Here is a 16,824-nt window from a genome sequence, read left to right as displayed (position 1 = left end):
AGTGACGAATGCCACCGGTACCGCCGATTGGCGCAAACTACTCGACCTTGCAAACTCCGGTGAACTGACTCTCGATCCAGAAATCGGCAAAGATCTGGATGCGAAGTGCGAACGATACCTAGACGACCTGGATCGAGTGCGTACATCGACGCGATCGATTCAGTATGTGGCCGGATTCGGCGGCATGCCATCGGGACCGATCCTCGAGTCGAAATTCACGTCGAAAGTCAATGGCGCGGACAGTTCGATCCACCGAGCCATCGCGACCCATATCGACCAGGTCGGTCTCATGCGCCAAGTTTTCGCCAAAGCCATCGAGAACTACCGGTCGGTGGATCAGTCGACAGCCCAAAGGTTCGCAGAGCTTCCAGTCGACGGTCAGGACGGGCGATGAATCGGGAAGAGTACGTGCGCAAGGTCATTGCCACACAGCAGCAGTGGAACACCGAGCGCAAGGGCATCTACTACCACGCGAGTCGCGTCAATAGCGAGCTCGAACACGGGTACGACCCACAGTCGATCTCCAACCCAGGGGATGACCTCTTTGTCATCGAGAGCTCGACACTCGCAGATCTCGTTCAGCGCGTGGAGGCGATGCGACCAGCACAGGCGATGGAAGTATCACAGGCCTGGCAGAACATCAGCGCCTCGTTTCGCGAGAAGTCGCACACGTTTGGGGATGCCATCAAGGCGACCATCGCGAACGGTTGGCGAGGGCAGGCTGCCAACGAGGCCACTCGCGCTATTCAGCAGTATGTTTCGCAGTCGCAGCAGTTGACATTGGCTTCCGAGCTGATTTCGGTGAAGTTGCAGGAGCTCTATACAGGGTTGGATCAGACGAAAGCGTTGATGCCTAGGACGGGAGATGGGGCGGCGGATCCGAGAACGAAAGTGCTTCCGAAGGAGGGGACTATGAAAGCCTCCGACTACGGGGAGCAGGAGGCGCGGGCGGAGGCGCAGCGGGTTTTGCGGACTGTGTATTGGCAGGTGGCGAATCAGACGGATATCGGGGTGCCGGTGGTGCCGGATAGTCCGAAGGTGGTGCAGGATCCGACCGGACCAGAGGTGAGTTCCGGTGGGGTGGACGGGAGTTCGGGTGGCGGCGGGCGAGAGGGCGGAAGCGTGGCCGGCGGCGGTGGGCAAGGCGCCGGATCGGAAGAGACGGAGCCGAAGACGGAGCAGGCCGGGACGGGCTCGCCGAATACGGTTGGGGCACAGGGTGATTCGAGTGCGGACCAGGGACGAACACAGGCCGCGTCCGCCGGTGGTCCGGCACCGTCGGCGGGCGATCAAGGGGCACAATCGCCCGGTTCCGGCACGGGTGGGCTGCCGCAGGGTGTGCCCGCGCAGGGCACGCAAGCGCCTGTAGCGGCGGGGCCGGGGCGAGCGCCATCCGGGCTAGGACGAGAGCCATCGGGACCGGGCAGGGGGACGACGGGGCGTGGACCGACGCCGGTACCCGATCGGAGTGGGACGATTCGACCCGGCTCGCCGACTTCTCCTGGCACACAGGGAGTTTCAGGAGCACCGAATCGTGACGTGCCCGCGCAGCAGCCTGCGGCGGCTCAGACGCGGGCTGCGTCCGGGGCGGCGGCCCGAGGCGGAAGTGGTGCGGCCGGTGCACCTTTCGCGCCGGGTGCGGGCGCGCAGCGCAAAGAGGACGACGAGATCCGAAAGACGAAGGACTACTTGATCATCGATCGGTCCGAGGAACTACTGGGTAGACCGGGGAAGACCGTGCCGCCGGTGATCGGGGAGCAGTAGCGGTGCGGTCCTGGAGATTCACCGGGCAGGAGTTCCAGATCCTGTGGAATGCCTACGATCGGGATCGACTGCCGTATCCGCTGGCATTCCGGCCCGCCACCGCGGTGGATTGGGCGGATCTGGTTCGGCTGCGGGAGGAGGCGGTGCGGTCGCTGCTCGATCGGTATTCGCCGGATTTGGATGAGACGCTCGGTGTGCTGCTGAATCCGGATGTCCGGGTGGAGTCGAAAGGTTTCGGCGGGTCGGCGGTGTTCCGTTTCCATGGCGTGATACGCGGCGGATACGGTGCGACGCTGACGCAATTGCCGGGAGTTGCCGAGGATACGGGTGGGGATGTGCTGTTGGCGCGGTGCCGGGCCGATGAGGTGGCCGGTGCGGCGGTGACGGCGCTGCCGCAGGCGCGGCCGGGTCGGCAGGCGGCGATCAGCTTCCGGCGTGGCGAATTGGCCGAGGACCGGCAGCGGTATGTGCGGCGCGCCGATGAGTACAGCATTGCCGAGCGGCTGAATCGGGTGTTCAAACGGGAGCGGTCGGCGCTCGGTGAAGTGGCGGTATTTCCGAGTGGCGCAGTGGATTCCCGCCCGACCACGGACGGGGGCGGCTTCCTGTGGGCGGACTATGTCGACGACGGCCGCTACTACATCAAGTCGGGTGATCCGATCGTGGCGCGGCCGATGGACGCGCGCATGATGGCCACCGAGATCGCGCGCCTCGTCGAGTCGGTCGGCCGTGGCCACGGCACGGCGGATCACACCGCTACCGGACCGCGTGTGATTCGCTGAATATTCGCTGCCTCGGCTGGTTTCGGACCACCCGCGCGAGGGGCGGTAGCACTGTCGAGTAGCGTGCGGCGCGGGCGAACGGATGCGCCCGGTATCGCGCCGGTCGTCACGTGCACGACTTATTGCTACAGACGCGGATAGAATCGGGCGGCCGAGCGCGGAGTCGGGCGATACGGGGAAGAAGGAACTGGATGGAGCACGGTCAGCAGGGTGCCGAATCGGTCGGCGCGATGTTGTCGAGCATTGCGGCGGCGCTACGGGAGTTCGGCGAGAAGCTGGACGAGGTGGCGCTGCGCGTGGACGGCGATCGCGGCGTCGAAACCCGGCTCGCCCGGCTGGAAGCGTGGGCATTCCGTGCCGGACAAGACATTTCGGACACCGAGCCCGATCGCGCCGCGCACCGCGAGCACCGCCCCGCGCACCGCGACCGGATACCGGCCCCCGAAGCGCCCGCCCGACTCGCCCGCGAACCGGGCGTCCGCCATCCCCTCCCGGATGCCTTCCACCCCACCGACTCGGAACCGACCGCGCAGCGACCGATTCCTGATCTGAATTCGATTCGCGACCCGCACATTTCCGGTCCGGCAACCTTCTCCGCACCCGAGTCGTTCACCGCCTCCGAGACCTTTACCGCCCCCGAGTCCAGCGCCCCCCACGCCGCCGGCGTGGCGATCACTCCAGACCTCGGTGCATCCCGTTCCGGCACCGGAGCGGTCGCCAAAGGTCCCGAGCCCGCCGAATCCGCTGTCGGACCGGCCAATTCGCACGAATCTCCCATGAACAAGGTCAATGAGACGGCAAGTCGGGGCACCCGCCGCGAACCCGGATTCGCCGCCATTCGCACTGCCACCGCGGGAATCTCCGCCGGTCGCGATGCCACCGAGGCGACCGGACGCCGCAGCGTCACTGCTCAATTCGCGCATTCCGCAGCGACCGATCCCGAAACAGACAACCCCGGCTCGACCATGCGCGACACCGCCGCGATCGCTACTCGGCGCGGAGCCGCCGACCTGCGAGAAATCAGGCCCGACCAGGGCAGCACCACCGCGCAATTCGGACATCCCGCCGGTGCCATCGGTACCGCCGCCGGGCTCGACGTGGACGAGGGGAACCCGCCCCAACGCGATTCCGTCGGAGGTTCGGGAGAACGCGAAGCCACTGGAGGGCGGGAGCCCACCGCCGGATTCGTCGATGCGAACATACAATTCGTCCATCCCGAAGCCCGCGACCCTCGAACTGCCACGAACGGCAGGCACTCCCCCGAACGTGAGAACACCGCAGCGCATTTCGACCAACCCCGCGCGATAGCAGGCCACGCTGCTGCATCCGACTCGACGGCGACCTCGCCCGGACGTCGAAGTTCCAGGCAGGACGGTACGGGTCTCGCCGAGTATCCCGCCACGGCAGCTCATTTCAGCGCCGAATCGGCAGCCAGCCGCCATGGCTCCTCCGAGCATTCGGCCGAGAACGGTTCGGTCACCCGTCGCGGCGTGACCTCCGAGCGCCCGGCAGCCGGATTCGCGTCCCGCCATTCGACCCACGAGCCCACCGCCGACGGGTCCGATACGATCGGACGCCCGGCAATGGAACGCGAGATATCCGCCGAAAGTAACTATTCCGCAAGGCATTTCGCCGAACACGGAGCTACGCTCGACCCGATCGGGCCGACCGAGCCCTCCGCCACCACCGAACGCGATTCCGGTCTCGTCGCCGAGCAGGCCCTCGATATCGCCGGACGCGGGTCCACCCCTGGCAGCACCTCGCACAGCGCCGAATTCGGTGCCGCTGTCGATCAATTCGCTCGGCTCGATCCGGTCGATGGTGCACCGATCGGAGCGGACTCCGCTTCGAACCTGGCCCGAAACAACTCCGGCGGTCAAGGATCTCCCAGCGACATCGTCGAGCACAGAACCCACACAGAGCGACTCGTTCGAGCCGATCTCAGTTCGAATGCGGCGACCGGACCCGAAACGCCTGCGCGTGCGCTCCAGAGTTCCGGTAACACTCCCCGGCGTCACCTCGAAAACAGCGCAGGCGCGGGGCATGCTCTCTCGACCGGACCGGATGCCACTGCCGCGCCGGATGAAGTCAACCCACGGTTCGCCGAACGCCTCAGCCCCGCAAAACAGTTCGCGACGTGGGAAGAGTCGGGCCGACTGTCCGACTACGATGCGAGCGCGGGACGCACCCCATCCGCAGGACGCAACGGAGCCGACAGTCATCCGGGGCGTGAAGTATCCGGCGGCCGCACCCTCGAATCCCACCCGGTTTTCGGGCAGGCCGTTGGCAGCTCGGGCAACGGCTCCGGCTCCGACCTCCCGGCCGGGCATCCGACGGAATTCGCCTCCGGCCTGCACGACATCGCGCGCGAACCGGGCACCGACTCCGGATACGCCCAAAGCCTCGTGTCGCAAGCCTCGAACGGGCAGATCGGCAGCCACGCCACCGCCGCGGACCCGGCCGAGATGCCGAATGCTGCCGACCGCCCCGCAAAGCACGACTCGTCCGTCTCCGACCCGATCGACCGACATCCGGGCGCCGATCCACGCCTGGCCGCCGTGTTGAACAATGGATCCATCCCACGGGATGTGCGCGATTTGATCGCCGGAATCTCCGCGACGCAGAGCGGGAACCGAAACGGTTTGTCCGGCAACCCCGATGACCGGCATTCGACGGCCGGGCAGGCCCCGAATCCCGGCCCTCGCCTCTCGGGTCCGAAGATCCGGGACTCCAGCGGATTCCACGACCAGCCGACCCCGCCCCGGCACAGCGAGCCCGACTACGAAAATGGCGCCACCCCAAGGAGTCTCGGCTTGACCGGCCAGAGCGGCCGCACCGGTGATCCCGCCCGCGCCCAGCACACCTCCTACGAGGATTTCCGCACCGGGGAGCCCGACCAGCCGCTGCCCGCCCCGAATGGCAACGCGCTCACCGGCTCCCGTCACGCGGGCGAGCACGACAGCCAGGTCGACAAACTCCAGGCCATGCTCGACGAACTGAAACGGGCCGCCGATATCCCGCTCGGCAGCGCGGACATCTTCGGCCCCGCCACCGATCCCGGCATAGCGCGCAGGCCGCCCGAGCCGCGCCGCCTGTCCGGCCCGCCGCCGCGTCTCGACCCGCCGAATGCCTGACCTGCGCGCCCGCGCTTGGTGGGCGGGCGGCAGCGTCATGCCGCCACCGTATAGGGAGGCGGGTCGGTTTGTGGGGATCGTTACCATCGCGCAATCAGGACATGACGAACCGCAGTTCGTAATCCCTTCCCGCCCTCCGGTTTCCGACAGTCGATGACGCCGAGCGAGGGAAGGCGGATCGTGGTCGACGGTGATCGCGTCATCCGGCCGCGCGCGGGCGCCTTCGTTCACGATCTGCTCGACTATTTCGCCGAGATCGAATGGTGCGGTGCGCCAAGGCTGCTCGCGACAACCGAAGATCGCGAAACGCTGACCCACATCTCCGGCTACACCGATCCGCCCACGCTGACGGACGCCGCACTGATCGCCGCTGCGCGACTGGTGCGTGAATTCCACGACGCCACAGCGGGACACCCGCTGTCCGGCACGGATGAGGTCGTCTGCCACAACGATCTGGCCCCGAAGAACACCGTCTATCGCGACGACGCGCATCCGATCGCCTTCATCGATTGGGATTGGGCGGCGCCGGGCCGCCGCATCGATGACCTGGCCCATATGTGCTGGCAGTTCCTGAATTTGGGTCCGACGGTCACCGATACCCATGAGGCCGGTCGGCAGATGGGTTTGATCTGCGCCGCCTATGGCATCGCCATCGAGCCACCCGAACTCATCGACAGGATCCTCTGGTGGCAGGACCGGTGTGTGCGGGGAATCGAATCCGATGCGGCGCAGACGACGGTAGGTGTTCCGGACTGGATTCGAAGGGCGAGTGGGTGGGTGGTCGAGGCGCGCGGGGTGCTTGCCGGGGCTATGTGGGAGTACTCGCACCAGTAGGAAATCGGGGGCGCTGGGCTAAATTGTTTCCGTGATCAAGGGCCGCGCCGGTGGAAATGGGGATAGTGCAGGGGGATTCGGGCGCTCGACGGTGCGGTGTGCTACTGCGGTACTAACCTTGGTGGCCGGGTTGTGCACGGCGGGTAGCGCGACAGCGGAATCGGGTGCTGATCTGGCGCGATTCTATGGGCAGCAGGTGGACTGGCATCAGTGCGCGGATGCGGGGCTGGTGAAAGAGGGTGCGCAGTGCGCCGAGGTCACGGTGCCCCTCGACTACGGGCGGCTGACCGGGCCGACGATGAAGATCGCCGTCTCCCGGATCGAGGCCAAGGACAAGGACAATCGGCAAGGGGTGCTGCTGTCCAATCCGGGTGGGCCTGCCAGTTCCGGGTTGGACGCGTTCGATCTGATCGGCGATGTGATCGAACCGGAGGTGCTCAACCGGTACGACGTCATCGGATTCGATCCGCGCGGGGTGGCGCGCTCGGGTGCGCCGAAACCCTGCGGGTGGCCGGTGTCGAATCCGATCCGTTCGGCGGGGGTGGATCTGGCCGGATTCGTCGCGGAGACCCTGTTGCAGGCGCAGATGGCGGGTAGCTGCCTCACCTGGGATGCCACCACGCCGCGTTACCTGACGACCCGCAATACCGCCCGGGATATGGATGTGATTCGCGGTGTGCTCGGCGCGCCCCGCATCAGCTACTTCGGGTTGTCCTACGGCACCTATCTCGGCGCGGTGTACACGCAGATGTTCCCCGGCCGCACCGATCGAATGGTGTACGACAGCGTTGTCGATCCGGGCCGCTACTGGCTTGGTATGCAACAGGATTGGGGTGCGGCGGATGAGGCGGGCCTCGACGATTGGGCCGCCTGGACCGCCGAGCACGATGACACCTACCATCTCGGCGCGACCGCACCGGAGGTTCGTGCGGGTGTGGAGGGGCTCATTCAGCACGCGGCGCGCACTCCGATCCCGGTGGCAGGCTTCGGTGTGGACGAGCACCTGCTGCCCAATATCCTGTGGACGATGCTGCGCGACGCCCGGCTGAACGACACGCTGGCCCGCACCATCCGCACCCTGGTCGACCTCGCCGACGGCCGCTCCCCCGAGATCAACAAAGAACTGCTTCAGCAGGTCGATTCCGCACGGACGGACGAGTATTCGGTGATGGCGATGATCTGGTGCGGTGACGCGCCCATGCCCGCCGATCCGGCCTGGTATTGGCGCGCCATCGAAGCGGCTCGACCCACCCAACCGGTATTCGCGGCGCTGGCCAACAACATTCAGCCGTGCGCCTTCTGGCCCGCTCCGCTTGAGCCGCCGACGGTCGTGGACAACGCGGCGCCCGCGCTGATTCTGCAGGCCACCGGAGACAACCGCACCCCGTACGTCGAAGCCGTTGGCCTGCATCAAAAACTGTCGGCCTCCCGGTTGGTCACGCTGCAGGACGTCCGCATCCACATGGTGCTGCGTCCCGGACTGAGCAGTTGCGTTCTCGACACCGCCAATGCCTATTTCCGTGACGGCACCCTCCCCGAGGAGGACCGGACCTGCTACGCGAATCCCACACCGGCCGAACCACATCCGGCATAGGGCAGTCAACGCCGACTGGTGAGGATATCGCGAACCAACTCGCGGAACCACCGATGACCGGTATCGGCCGTATTGCGCGCATGCCAGGCCGTGCCGATCGCGATCTCGGGCAGCGGTAGTGGAATCTCGAAGGCGCACAACCGCATCGCGGGCCGCAGCGCGGCGGTGAGCGCCGCGGGCGCCGGGCAGACGAGATGTCCGGACCGCACCGCGAACAGCGCCGCCGACAGGGTGGGCACGGTGGCCACCACCCGCCGGGTGCGCCCGTGCAGCGCCAACCGCTCGTCGATGGGGCCGTGCGCGCGTCCGACGCGCGAGATGGCCAGATGCGGAGCGGAAGCATAGGCGGCCACGGTGACCCGCCCCGACGCGAACGGATGATCCGCCGCGGCGATGCCGATGATCCGATCCCCGACAACACGTTGCGCGACGATCTCCGGATCGGTGTGATCGAGCACCCCGACCTCCAGATCGACCCGCCCCGCGCGCAGCGCCGCCGCCCCGTCGCGGCCGTCGGGCAGGAAGCGCACCGTGACACCGGGCGCTTGGGCGTCCACGGCGGCCAGCAGCGGCCCGGCCAGTTCCGTCAGCACCATGTCGTCGGCCTGAATTCCGAACGTGCGCTTGAGTGCCCGCGGGTCGACGGAGGCGCGCGGCGTGAGCAGGGAGCGCCCGTGCTCCACCAGCGCGCGCACCTCGTAGCGGAGTTCGAGGGCGCGCGGTGTGGGCGCGAGGTGGCGTCCGGCGCGCACCAGCAGCGGGTCGCCGAGGACGCGGCGCAGTTTGGCCAGGGTCCGGCTCATGGCGGGCGGTGAGGTGCGCAGTCGTTGGGCCGCCAGGGTCACGCTGTTGGTCTCCAGCAGCGCGTCGAGCGCCACCAGCAGGTTCATATCCAGCGTGTCCACCCCTGGATTATCACCATCGCAACGGTGGGCGGCCAAACTTCCGTTTCCGATAATCACCGCAGGTCACGGCGGATTCCTTGGAATGCGGCGTGCCCCACGGTGATTCGTCGGCGAGCTGAAAAGCGGACGGTGCTTCGAGAAACTACGGGTTCGGGCGCGGCGCGGCCCCGGCGACCGGGACCGCGGGCTCGACACTGGCCGCGACAGCCGCGGTGGTCTGCGCGGGAATCGGAACGACCTTGAATGAGCCGCGGGCGGGCTTCTCTCCCGCCACCACCGGTTTGCGGTCCTCCCGTGGGCGGAGCCCGCGATAGCTGTCCACCCGCATGGGCCGCACCGACTGCCCGGCCCGCACCCGCCACGGCAGCCGAATATTCAGGTCGGCCAGCATCTCGTCGATGGTGCGCAGGGTCAGCGGGCCGAGGGCCGTGCCGTGTGCGTGATTGCCGCGCTGCTCCAACCATTCCAGCCGCGCGTCTATTTGGGCACCGAGCGATTCGGCGGCGGGGACGGTGAGGCGCCCGGTGAGGTAGGCGGCGGTCCAGTAGGCCCCGATCTCGGCGGACAGGGCGCTCGCGGTGGTGGAGCTGTAGCCGGCGAAGGTGAGGTTGGGAACGTCGACGGGCAGGATCTGGCGGTGCAGCCGGAAATTGCCGCGCTCGTCGGTGAGCAGTCGCTGCACGTAGGGCGTGAGGAAGGGCACCCGCTGCCGGAATCCGGTGGCGCACACCACGACATCGGCGGGCAGTAGGTCGCCGTCGGTGAGTTCGACCGCCAAACCCTCCGGGACGGCGATCATTTCGACGATCTCGGTATCGCGGCGCACGGTGATGCGGCCCATCGCGACCTGTTCGAAGAAGCCCTCGGTGACCAGTTCGATGCCGCCCGAGGCCATTTCCTCGAAGCGCTCGTCCGGGACCAGGCCGAGCTCGCGCAGGTGGGTGCGCTTGGTGGCGATCTCCTGGACCATATCGAGGTTGGCCTCGCGGAAGGATCGGCCCGCCCCGTGCAGGAAGCGCCCGAATCCGGTGGGGTCGGGCTGACGGAAGTGCGCCTGGCCGGTTCGCGTCAGGGTCAGTCGCTCGATATCGATGCCCGCCAGGGTGTGCGGCAGCTTCCAGCGCAGCCGCCGCGCGACCACCGTGGTGGACGCGGCGACATGGCTGACGGCCTCGGCGATATCGCAGGCGGAGGTCCCGTAGCCGACGACGACCACGTTGCGGCCGCGCACCGCGTCGAGGTTGTCGCCGAGTTCGACGGCGTGGCAGAGCCTGCCGCCCTGGTGGCGATACAGTTCCGCGCCGCGATAGTCGGGGACGAACGGGTCGCTGTGCAGACCGTTGGCGATGACGAGGTGATCGCAGGAGGTGCGGTGCACACCCGACTCGTCGCGAATCTCGAGCAACCAGCCGCTGTCCACCGGATCGGCGGCGACCACCTCGGTGCCGAGTCGCAACCTGTCCGCCAGGCCGAATTCGCGGACGTATCCCTCGAGATATGCCTGCATCTGCCTGCCGTCGGGGAAGCGGGGAAACTCTTCGGGCAGGGGGTGATCGGAGAAGTGGTAGGCGGCCGAACTGCTCTGCGCGCGCAGCCCCGGATAGCGGCGCGAGGCGCTCCACACACCGCCGACATCGGGTGCGCGCTCGAACACCTCGACCGCGAATCCGGCCTCTACCAACACTTTTGCGCAGGAGAGCCCTGCGATGCCCGCACCAACGATGGCGATCCGGCTCCCGCTCGTCATGGCAGGAGATTACGTCGCCCGCTTGGTGATCACAATCTCGGCCTCACCCTTGTGTGCGGGGCCACCCGCACCGGCCCGCGAAACCGCACAGCTAACACGGCGAGCGTGTGCGACTAACGCAGCGCGGGCGCGCTCGCGAACTCCACCGGCAGCTCGCGCAGCCCGCGAATGATGGTGCTCTCGCGCCAGCGCAGCTGCGCACCTTCGACCAGCCGCAGATCCGGATAGCGCCGCACCAGTTCGGTGAGCGCGATGCGGCCCTCGAGCCGGGCCAGATGCGCGCCGAGGCAGAAGTGGATGCCGTATCCGAAGGCGACATGATTGGGTTGGGGGCGATCGGGATCGAAGATCTCGCTGCCGGGAAAGCGGCGCTCATCGCGGTTGGCCGAGCCCAACGCGCAGAACACCAGTTGATCGGCGGGAATCGTCGTGCCCGCCACGGTGATCGGCTCGGTGGTGTAGCGGAAGGTGGCCAGGTTCACGGGGCTGTCGTAGCGCAGCGTCTCCTCGAGCAGGCCGGGCACCGCGTCCGGATTCCCGTGCAGCGCACGGTATTTCTCCGGTTCGGTCAGCAGCGCGAGCACCGTGTTGCCGATCAGGTTGACGGTGGTCTCGTGGCCCGCGATGAGCAGCAGGAACAGCATCGACACCATTTCGTCGTGGCTGAGCCGGTCGCCGTCCTCGGTGGCGGCCAGCAGCGCCGAGATGAGGTCCTCACCCGGTTCCTCGCCCCGACGGCGCTCGATCAGCTGATCGAAGTAGTCCTCCAGGCCGGTGATCGCCCGCTGGACCTCGTCCTTGGACGAATTCGCGTTGTCTATCGCGAGATTCGACCATTCGCGGAACTGTTCGCGATCCTCGACCGGCATGCCGACGAGCTCGCAGATGACCGTGATGGGCAGGGGGAATGCGTATTCGGTAAGCAGGTCGACGGGGCCGGTGGCCTCGGCGATCCTGTCGAGAAGTTCGCCCGCGATGGCCAGGATTCGGGGTTCGAGCGCCTCGATGCGGCGCGGCACGAAGGCGGGTGCGACCAGTTTGCGCAACCGGGTGTGGTTGGGCGGATCGGTATTGAGCATGTGCGAGGCGACACGGGTGAACGTCCGTTTCGGGCGGTCCTGCGGGAGGAACGCCCGCTTGAAGACTTCGAGCGCCGGATTCAACTCCTTGTGCACGGTCGGATTGCGCAATACCTCGCGGACCGCCTCGTAATCGACCACTATCCAGCCGCGCATTCCGTCCGGAAAGCGAACCTCGTGTACGGGTCCCTGCGCGCGCAGTCGCGCGTACACCGGATAAGGATCGTCGAAGAATTCCTGCGGCAGCTCTATCATGCGGTCGGCCTTCCCCATTTCGCGAGTCATGCTGTGCCACTCCGATAGTGGCACGCCGCGCGTTCGCTGACACCCTTCCCCGGTAGCGAATTCGCGGGCGCGGATCTCGGTGGAGATTTCCGACCGATCCCCACCCGCCGGACGCGCCCGCGCGATTACGCTCCGGAGATGGGCTCCCCTTTCCCGGTGCCGAGCGCGGCCCGTCGCGCGAATTCGACGGCATTCGCGCTGCAGGGTTTCTTCTTCGCGGTCGTGTTGACGCAACTACCGCAACTCAAGGACCACTACGGCATGACCGACAGTCTGATCGTCGGCGCGGTGGTGCTGGTCTCGGTGCTGGCGGGTGTCGGCAGCCTGCTCGCCGAGCGCCTCGCCACCCGGTTGTCGAGTCGGGTCGCGTTGCGAATCGGGTTGGGGCTCATCACGATCACCGGCGCGATCACCGCCTTCGCGCCGAATATCCCGGTGCTGCTGGCGGCGCTCGCCTGCTACGGCGTCGCCGTGGGCATCGTGGACGCGACCACCAATATGCAGGCGGTGTTCATCCAGCACGGGTACGGGCGGTTCATCCTGTCCTCGTTCTATGCCGCGTGGAGCAGCGGATCCATTCTCGGTGCGCTGTATGTCTCGGGCTGCGAGGCGCTGGGGGTCGCCTCGCGCGAATCGCTGCTCGGCGCGGCCACGCTGGTCCTGATCCTCGGATTGGTGGCAGGCCCTCGGCTTTTGGGCCGCGACGAGGCGGAATCCGGTGCGACGGAGCAGCATTCGCCCACCGATTCGATCGCGCTGCGCGGCTACCTCGGTTTCGGCGTCACCATCGCCCTGGTGTTCGCCATCGATCTGTCGGTCGGCAACTGGTCGGGCCTCTACCTGCGCGAGGATCTGCTGGCCGGTTCGGCGACCGCCGCACTGGCCTTGGCCGCCTACCAGGGCGCCTCGCTGCTGGCGCGGCTCAGCGGCGACTGGTGGGTCCGCCGCTTCGGACCGCGGCGGGTGGTATGGGTGGCGGCCGCCGTCGGCGCGGTCGGGCTGGCGGTGGTGGTCGGCGCGGCCGATCCGGTCATGGCCTTCCTCGGATTCCTGATCGCCGGACTCGGCATGCCGGTGATCGCGCCGCTGGGCTTCTCCGAGGCGGGCAGGCTGGCCCACGGCAGCGCGCTGGACGCGCTCATCGCGCGTCTGAATCTGTTCAACTACGCGGGAACGCTATTCGGTGGCGGGGTGGTGGGCGGGATCGCCGCCGGATTCGGTCATCGGGCGGGCTTCGTCATCCCGCTGGTCTTCGCGGTGGCGCTGATCGTGCTGGCGCGGATATTCCCGCCGCGCGCCGAAGCGGATAACCCCCGCACGGCGGATCCGGGCCGTGCTGTACTGGACAAATGACTCAGTCGAGCAACCTGCCGGTCACCGTGGACCGGGCCGGCCTGTGGGACGCCGAGGCGCTCAGCGATGTCGCGGCCGCGACCTTTCCGCTGGCCTGTCCGCCCGACGCCACCGCCGACGATATCGAGGTCTTCATCGCCGAGGTGCTCTCCGGTGAGCGCTTCGGGGAGTATCTGAGCGATCCGGATCGCACCGTGCTCAAGGCCGTGGCGGGGGACGACATCGTCGGCTACGCCATGTTGCACGCGGCCGAACCCGCCGACCCCGAAGTGGCCGCGGCGCTGGCGCTGCGGCCCGCGGTGGAGATCAACAAGATGTATGTGCTGCCGGGTCATCACGGCAGCGGCGTCTCGACGGCGCTCATGCGGGCGGCGCTGCGGCGAATCTCGGACGAGGGTTATCCGGGCGCGTGGCTCGGGGTGAATCAGGAGAACGCGCGGGCACAGCGCTTCTACGCCAAGCACGGTTTCGCGGTGGTCGGCACCAAGACCTTCCGGGTGGGCAAGCAGATCCACCACGACTTCATCATGCGCAAGCTGTTCTGACCCTGCCGAGCGGGCCGCTTCGATTGACATGTTCGTCGTGTTCAGCCTTTACTGAACACACCGATCATTACGGAACTTTCAGTACAGGAGACTGATATGGCCGCCATCCGTGCGGAGGCCCTGACCAAGGACTACGGCAACCATCGGGCCATCGCCGAGCTGAACCTGGAGGTCGCCGCGGGCGAGATCTTCGGCTTCCTCGGCCCCAATGGCGCGGGCAAGACCACCACCATCCGCATCCTGCTCGATCTGATCCGCCCCACGGCCGGACACGTCGAGGTGCTGGGCAGCGAGCCGCGCAAGGGCGGTCCGGCGCTGCGCCGCCGCATCGGCTACCTGCCGGGCGAACTCACCATGGAGGGCCGCCACACCGCACGCGACCTGCTCGCCTTCCTCGGCGACCAGGGCGCCGAACCGGTCGCGGCGGGGCGCATCACCGAACTCGCCGACCGGCTCGACCTCGACCTGTCCAAGCGGGTCGGTGCGATGTCCAAGGGCAACAAGCAGAAGGTCGGCATCGTCGCCGCCTTCATGCACCGACCCGATCTGCTCATCCTGGACGAACCCACCTCCGGCCTCGATCCGCTACTGCAACAACGGTTTCTGGACATGGTGAGCGAGGCCAAACGCGACGGGCAGACGGTCTTCATGTCCTCGCACATCCTCAGCGAGGTGCAGCAGGTCGCCGATCGCGCCGTCATCATGCGCGCCGGAGAGCTGCTGGCCACCGAGAATGTCGAGGAGCTGCGCCGACGCTCCCCGCGCAGCGTGGAATTCGTTGTCGCCGAGCACCCCTTCCCGGACGACTTCGCGAATCTGCCCAATGTCACCGACCTGCGCGTCGAGGGGAATACGGTGCGCTGCACCACCGAGGGCGAGGTGGACGCGCTGTTCAAAGTGGCGGCCAAATATCACCTGGTCAGCGTGCTGTCCACCGAACCGGACCTCGAGGACATCTTCTTCAGCCGCTACCGCCGATAGCAGGAGATCCCATGAAACGCACGGTATTCACCCAGACCCTGACCGAGCAGCGACGCGGGCTGATCGGGTGGTCGGCCGCCTTCTTCCTGATCCCGATCATCTACCTGTCCTCCTACAAGTCGCTGAAAGAACAGGGCACCCTCAATTTCAAACAGAACAAGCTCTACGGCTCGCTGGGGATGAGCGATTTCGCCAGCGGGGCAGGCTATCTCGGCTCCACGGTGTACTCGCTGCTCGGACTGGTGCTCATGCTGATCTTCACCGTGAGCTTCGCCGCCCGCACGGTGACCCAGGAGGAGAACGGGTCACTGGATCTGCTGCTGGCCCGCGCGATCGGCCGAATCGACCTGCTGCTGCAACGTTTCGCCGCGCTGGCGACACAGATCGTCGTGGTCAGCACCGCGCTCACCGTCGGTGTGCTGATCGGATCGCGTTCGGGCTCCATCGATGTCGCGACGGGTCACGTTCTTGCCGCCAGCGCCGGACTCGGCATGTTCGCGCTGCTGATCGGGAGTGTCACGCTGCTTGTCGGCGCGCTGACCGGAAAGCGAACTCTCACACTGGGTATCGCCGGACTGATCGGTATCGCGAGCTATCTGGCCAATAACCTCGGCGCCACCATCGACGGCCTGTCGTGGCTGCGTCGGGTCTCGCCCGTCTACTACGCCAGCGGTCACACCCCGCTGGTCAACGGGTGGAACGCCCAACTGCTGGCGCTGGTGGTGCTGGTCGCGCTCGCCTGCACCGCCGCGCTGACCGGTTTCGACCGCCGCGATCTGGCGGTCTGATCCGGAGGGTGGGGTGGGTCGCCCGCCCCACCCGCTCCCGTCCACCGCCCCGAAGGGATAATCGACCGAATGCACGAGCGCACCGACCAAGCGGCCGATACGAGCCAGGAGAAATTGCGGTTCGTCGAGGACCTCGCGCTCGTGTTCGAACGCATGGGCCTGGTCCGAATGACCGGACGCACGGTGGGCTGGCTGCTGGTCGCCGAACCACCGGAACAAACCTTCGGCCAGATCGCCGAAGCCCTACAGGCATCCAAAGGGTCCATCTCCAACGCCCTCAAAACCCTGGTCACCATGCGCTGGGTCAACAAGATCTCCAACCCTGGCGACCGCAGGGACTACTACGTCATCCGGCCCGGCATCCTGCCCGAGCTCATGCGCCAGCAGAGCGGGATGTACACCGATATGACCGACACCATCGGCCGCGGACTGCGACTGTTCGACGATCCGGCGGGCGCCGGCGCCGCCAGGGTCCGCGAGATCCACGAATTCATGACCTGGATCGGCAGGGAAATGCCGGCGCTCATCGAGCGCTGGTACGCCGAACACGGCAGCTAGGAACTGTCCCGTGTCGCCAGTTCGAGAGCGTATTGATCAGCCGGATCGATCTCGTCCACCACCTGCTGAGCGGCGATTTGTTCGCCTCGCCGACGAAGCAGCTTCACGAGGTAATACAGCGCCGCCTTGTCCCCGCGCTGAGCTCGCTGCCGCAGATCACCATCGCATCCGTTCTCGTACAGGAACCGGTCCAGCCTGCGCCGTGCGTGGACATCGGCCCGAGCCAGCATGGCCAACTCATCGATAAGTTCGGCTTTCACAAGTAGATCCATGTGCCACAGATGCGCATTGTGCATGTCGGCGTCAGCACTACGGCACCTGGCAGCAGCGCTGACTACGGAAATCGCTGCGCCCCAGTCGCTACGAGACTCCGCCGCCCGTACTGCGTCGTGTATCACGTTCCAGTCATGCGAGGATTTCACGATCCCAGTGTGTCGATCCGAAGATCCGGCGTACACAGCGGTCCAGCAACCGG

Annotated in this window: 15 protein-coding genes; 11 read left to right on the top strand and 4 right to left on the bottom strand. The window is 67.0% G+C overall.

All coding sequences use genetic code 11. The features are described from left to right. The first annotated feature begins 1 nt into the window (after position 1). The 6 genes from D5S18_RS21980 to D5S18_RS21955 all read left to right on the top strand — a co-directional run bounded on the left by D5S18_RS21980 (position 2) and on the right by D5S18_RS21955 (position 8,108). The gene (locus D5S18_RS21980; protein ID WP_120042975.1) at positions 2-394 is read left to right on the top strand and encodes a hypothetical protein; all 393 of its coding nucleotides are present in this window, start codon (positions 2-4) and stop codon (positions 392-394) included. A 1,145-nt stretch (positions 395-1,539) separates the two neighbouring features. Then, a complete protein-coding gene (locus D5S18_RS34485; protein WP_147404064.1) occupies positions 1,540-1,764 on the top strand; it encodes a hypothetical protein in 225 nt (74 codons plus the stop codon). Positions 1,765-1,766: 2 nt separating this feature from the next. Further along, positions 1,767-2,546, top strand: coding sequence for an ESX secretion-associated protein EspG (locus D5S18_RS21970; protein ID WP_120042973.1), 780 nt, complete (start codon positions 1,767-1,769; stop codon positions 2,544-2,546). A gap of 191 nt (positions 2,547-2,737) precedes the next feature. Next, a complete protein-coding gene (locus tag D5S18_RS21965; RefSeq protein WP_120042972.1) occupies positions 2,738-5,680 on the top strand; it encodes a hypothetical protein in 2,943 nt (980 codons plus the stop codon). A 180-nt stretch (positions 5,681-5,860) separates the two neighbouring features. Further along, on the top strand, positions 5,861-6,514 hold the full coding sequence (locus D5S18_RS21960; protein ID WP_203236858.1) for a phosphotransferase family protein: 654 nt from the start codon (positions 5,861-5,863) through the stop codon (positions 6,512-6,514). Between the two features lie 196 nt (positions 6,515-6,710). Next, a complete protein-coding gene (locus D5S18_RS21955) occupies positions 6,711-8,108 on the top strand; it encodes an alpha/beta fold hydrolase (RefSeq protein ID WP_203236857.1) in 1,398 nt (465 codons plus the stop codon). Between the two features lie 5 nt (positions 8,109-8,113). Here D5S18_RS21955 and D5S18_RS21950 read toward each other — a convergent pair whose 3' ends face one another. The 3 genes from D5S18_RS21950 to D5S18_RS21940 all read right to left on the bottom strand — a co-directional run bounded on the left by D5S18_RS21950 (position 8,114) and on the right by D5S18_RS21940 (position 12,124). Beyond that, positions 8,114-9,013 carry a LysR family transcriptional regulator gene (locus tag D5S18_RS21950; RefSeq protein ID WP_120042969.1) on the bottom strand — a complete coding sequence of 300 codons (900 nt, stop codon included), beginning with the start codon at positions 9,011-9,013 and terminating at the stop codon, positions 8,114-8,116. Between the two features lie 142 nt (positions 9,014-9,155). Next, positions 9,156-10,760: a flavin-containing monooxygenase gene (locus D5S18_RS21945; RefSeq protein WP_120042968.1), complete on the bottom strand. Its 1,605-nt coding sequence runs from the start codon at positions 10,758-10,760 to the stop codon at positions 9,156-9,158. 113 nt (positions 10,761-10,873) lie between these two features. Then, positions 10,874-12,124: a cytochrome P450 family protein gene (locus tag D5S18_RS21940; protein WP_120042967.1), complete on the bottom strand. Its 1,251-nt coding sequence runs from the start codon at positions 12,122-12,124 to the stop codon at positions 10,874-10,876. A 138-nt stretch (positions 12,125-12,262) separates the two neighbouring features. Here D5S18_RS21940 and D5S18_RS21935 point away from each other — a divergent pair, with 138 nt between their 5' ends. The 5 genes from D5S18_RS21935 (at position 12,263) to D5S18_RS21915 (ending at position 16,349) form a co-directional block, all read left to right on the top strand. After that, entirely contained in the window at positions 12,263-13,477 is a 1,215-nt protein-coding gene (locus D5S18_RS21935; protein ID WP_120042966.1) for an MFS transporter, read from the top strand. After that, positions 13,474-14,022, top strand: coding sequence for a GNAT family N-acetyltransferase (locus D5S18_RS21930; protein ID WP_439651157.1), 549 nt, complete (start codon positions 13,474-13,476; stop codon positions 14,020-14,022). Before D5S18_RS21935 ends, D5S18_RS21930 begins: the two co-directional genes overlap by 4 nt. Positions 14,023-14,118: 96 nt before the next feature. Next, positions 14,119-15,003, top strand: a complete 885-nt coding sequence (locus D5S18_RS21925) for an ABC transporter ATP-binding protein (RefSeq protein WP_120042965.1) — start codon at positions 14,119-14,121, stop codon at positions 15,001-15,003. 11 nt (positions 15,004-15,014) lie between these two features. Then, positions 15,015-15,791 carry a DUF2705 family protein gene (locus D5S18_RS21920; protein WP_120042964.1) on the top strand — a complete coding sequence of 259 codons (777 nt, stop codon included), beginning with the start codon at positions 15,015-15,017 and terminating at the stop codon, positions 15,789-15,791. A gap of 69 nt (positions 15,792-15,860) precedes the next feature. After that, positions 15,861-16,349, top strand: coding sequence for a GbsR/MarR family transcriptional regulator (locus D5S18_RS21915; protein WP_120042963.1), 489 nt, complete (start codon positions 15,861-15,863; stop codon positions 16,347-16,349). On the opposite strand, the gene D5S18_RS21910 is transcribed toward D5S18_RS21915, so the two are convergent. After that, complete coding sequence (locus D5S18_RS21910) at positions 16,346-16,771, bottom strand: hypothetical protein (protein WP_203236856.1); 426 nt, start codon at positions 16,769-16,771, stop codon at positions 16,346-16,348. The two genes, D5S18_RS21915 and D5S18_RS21910, sit on opposite strands and share 4 nt — an antisense overlap. Positions 16,772-16,824 lie beyond the last annotated feature (53 nt).

It is taken from the genome of Nocardia panacis, from assembly GCF_003598715.1.
GTDB lineage: Bacteria > Actinomycetota > Actinomycetes > Mycobacteriales > Mycobacteriaceae > Nocardia > Nocardia panacis.
Note: the sequence above shows the minus strand (reverse complement) of the source record. Positions and strands in the feature narration are given on the sequence as shown.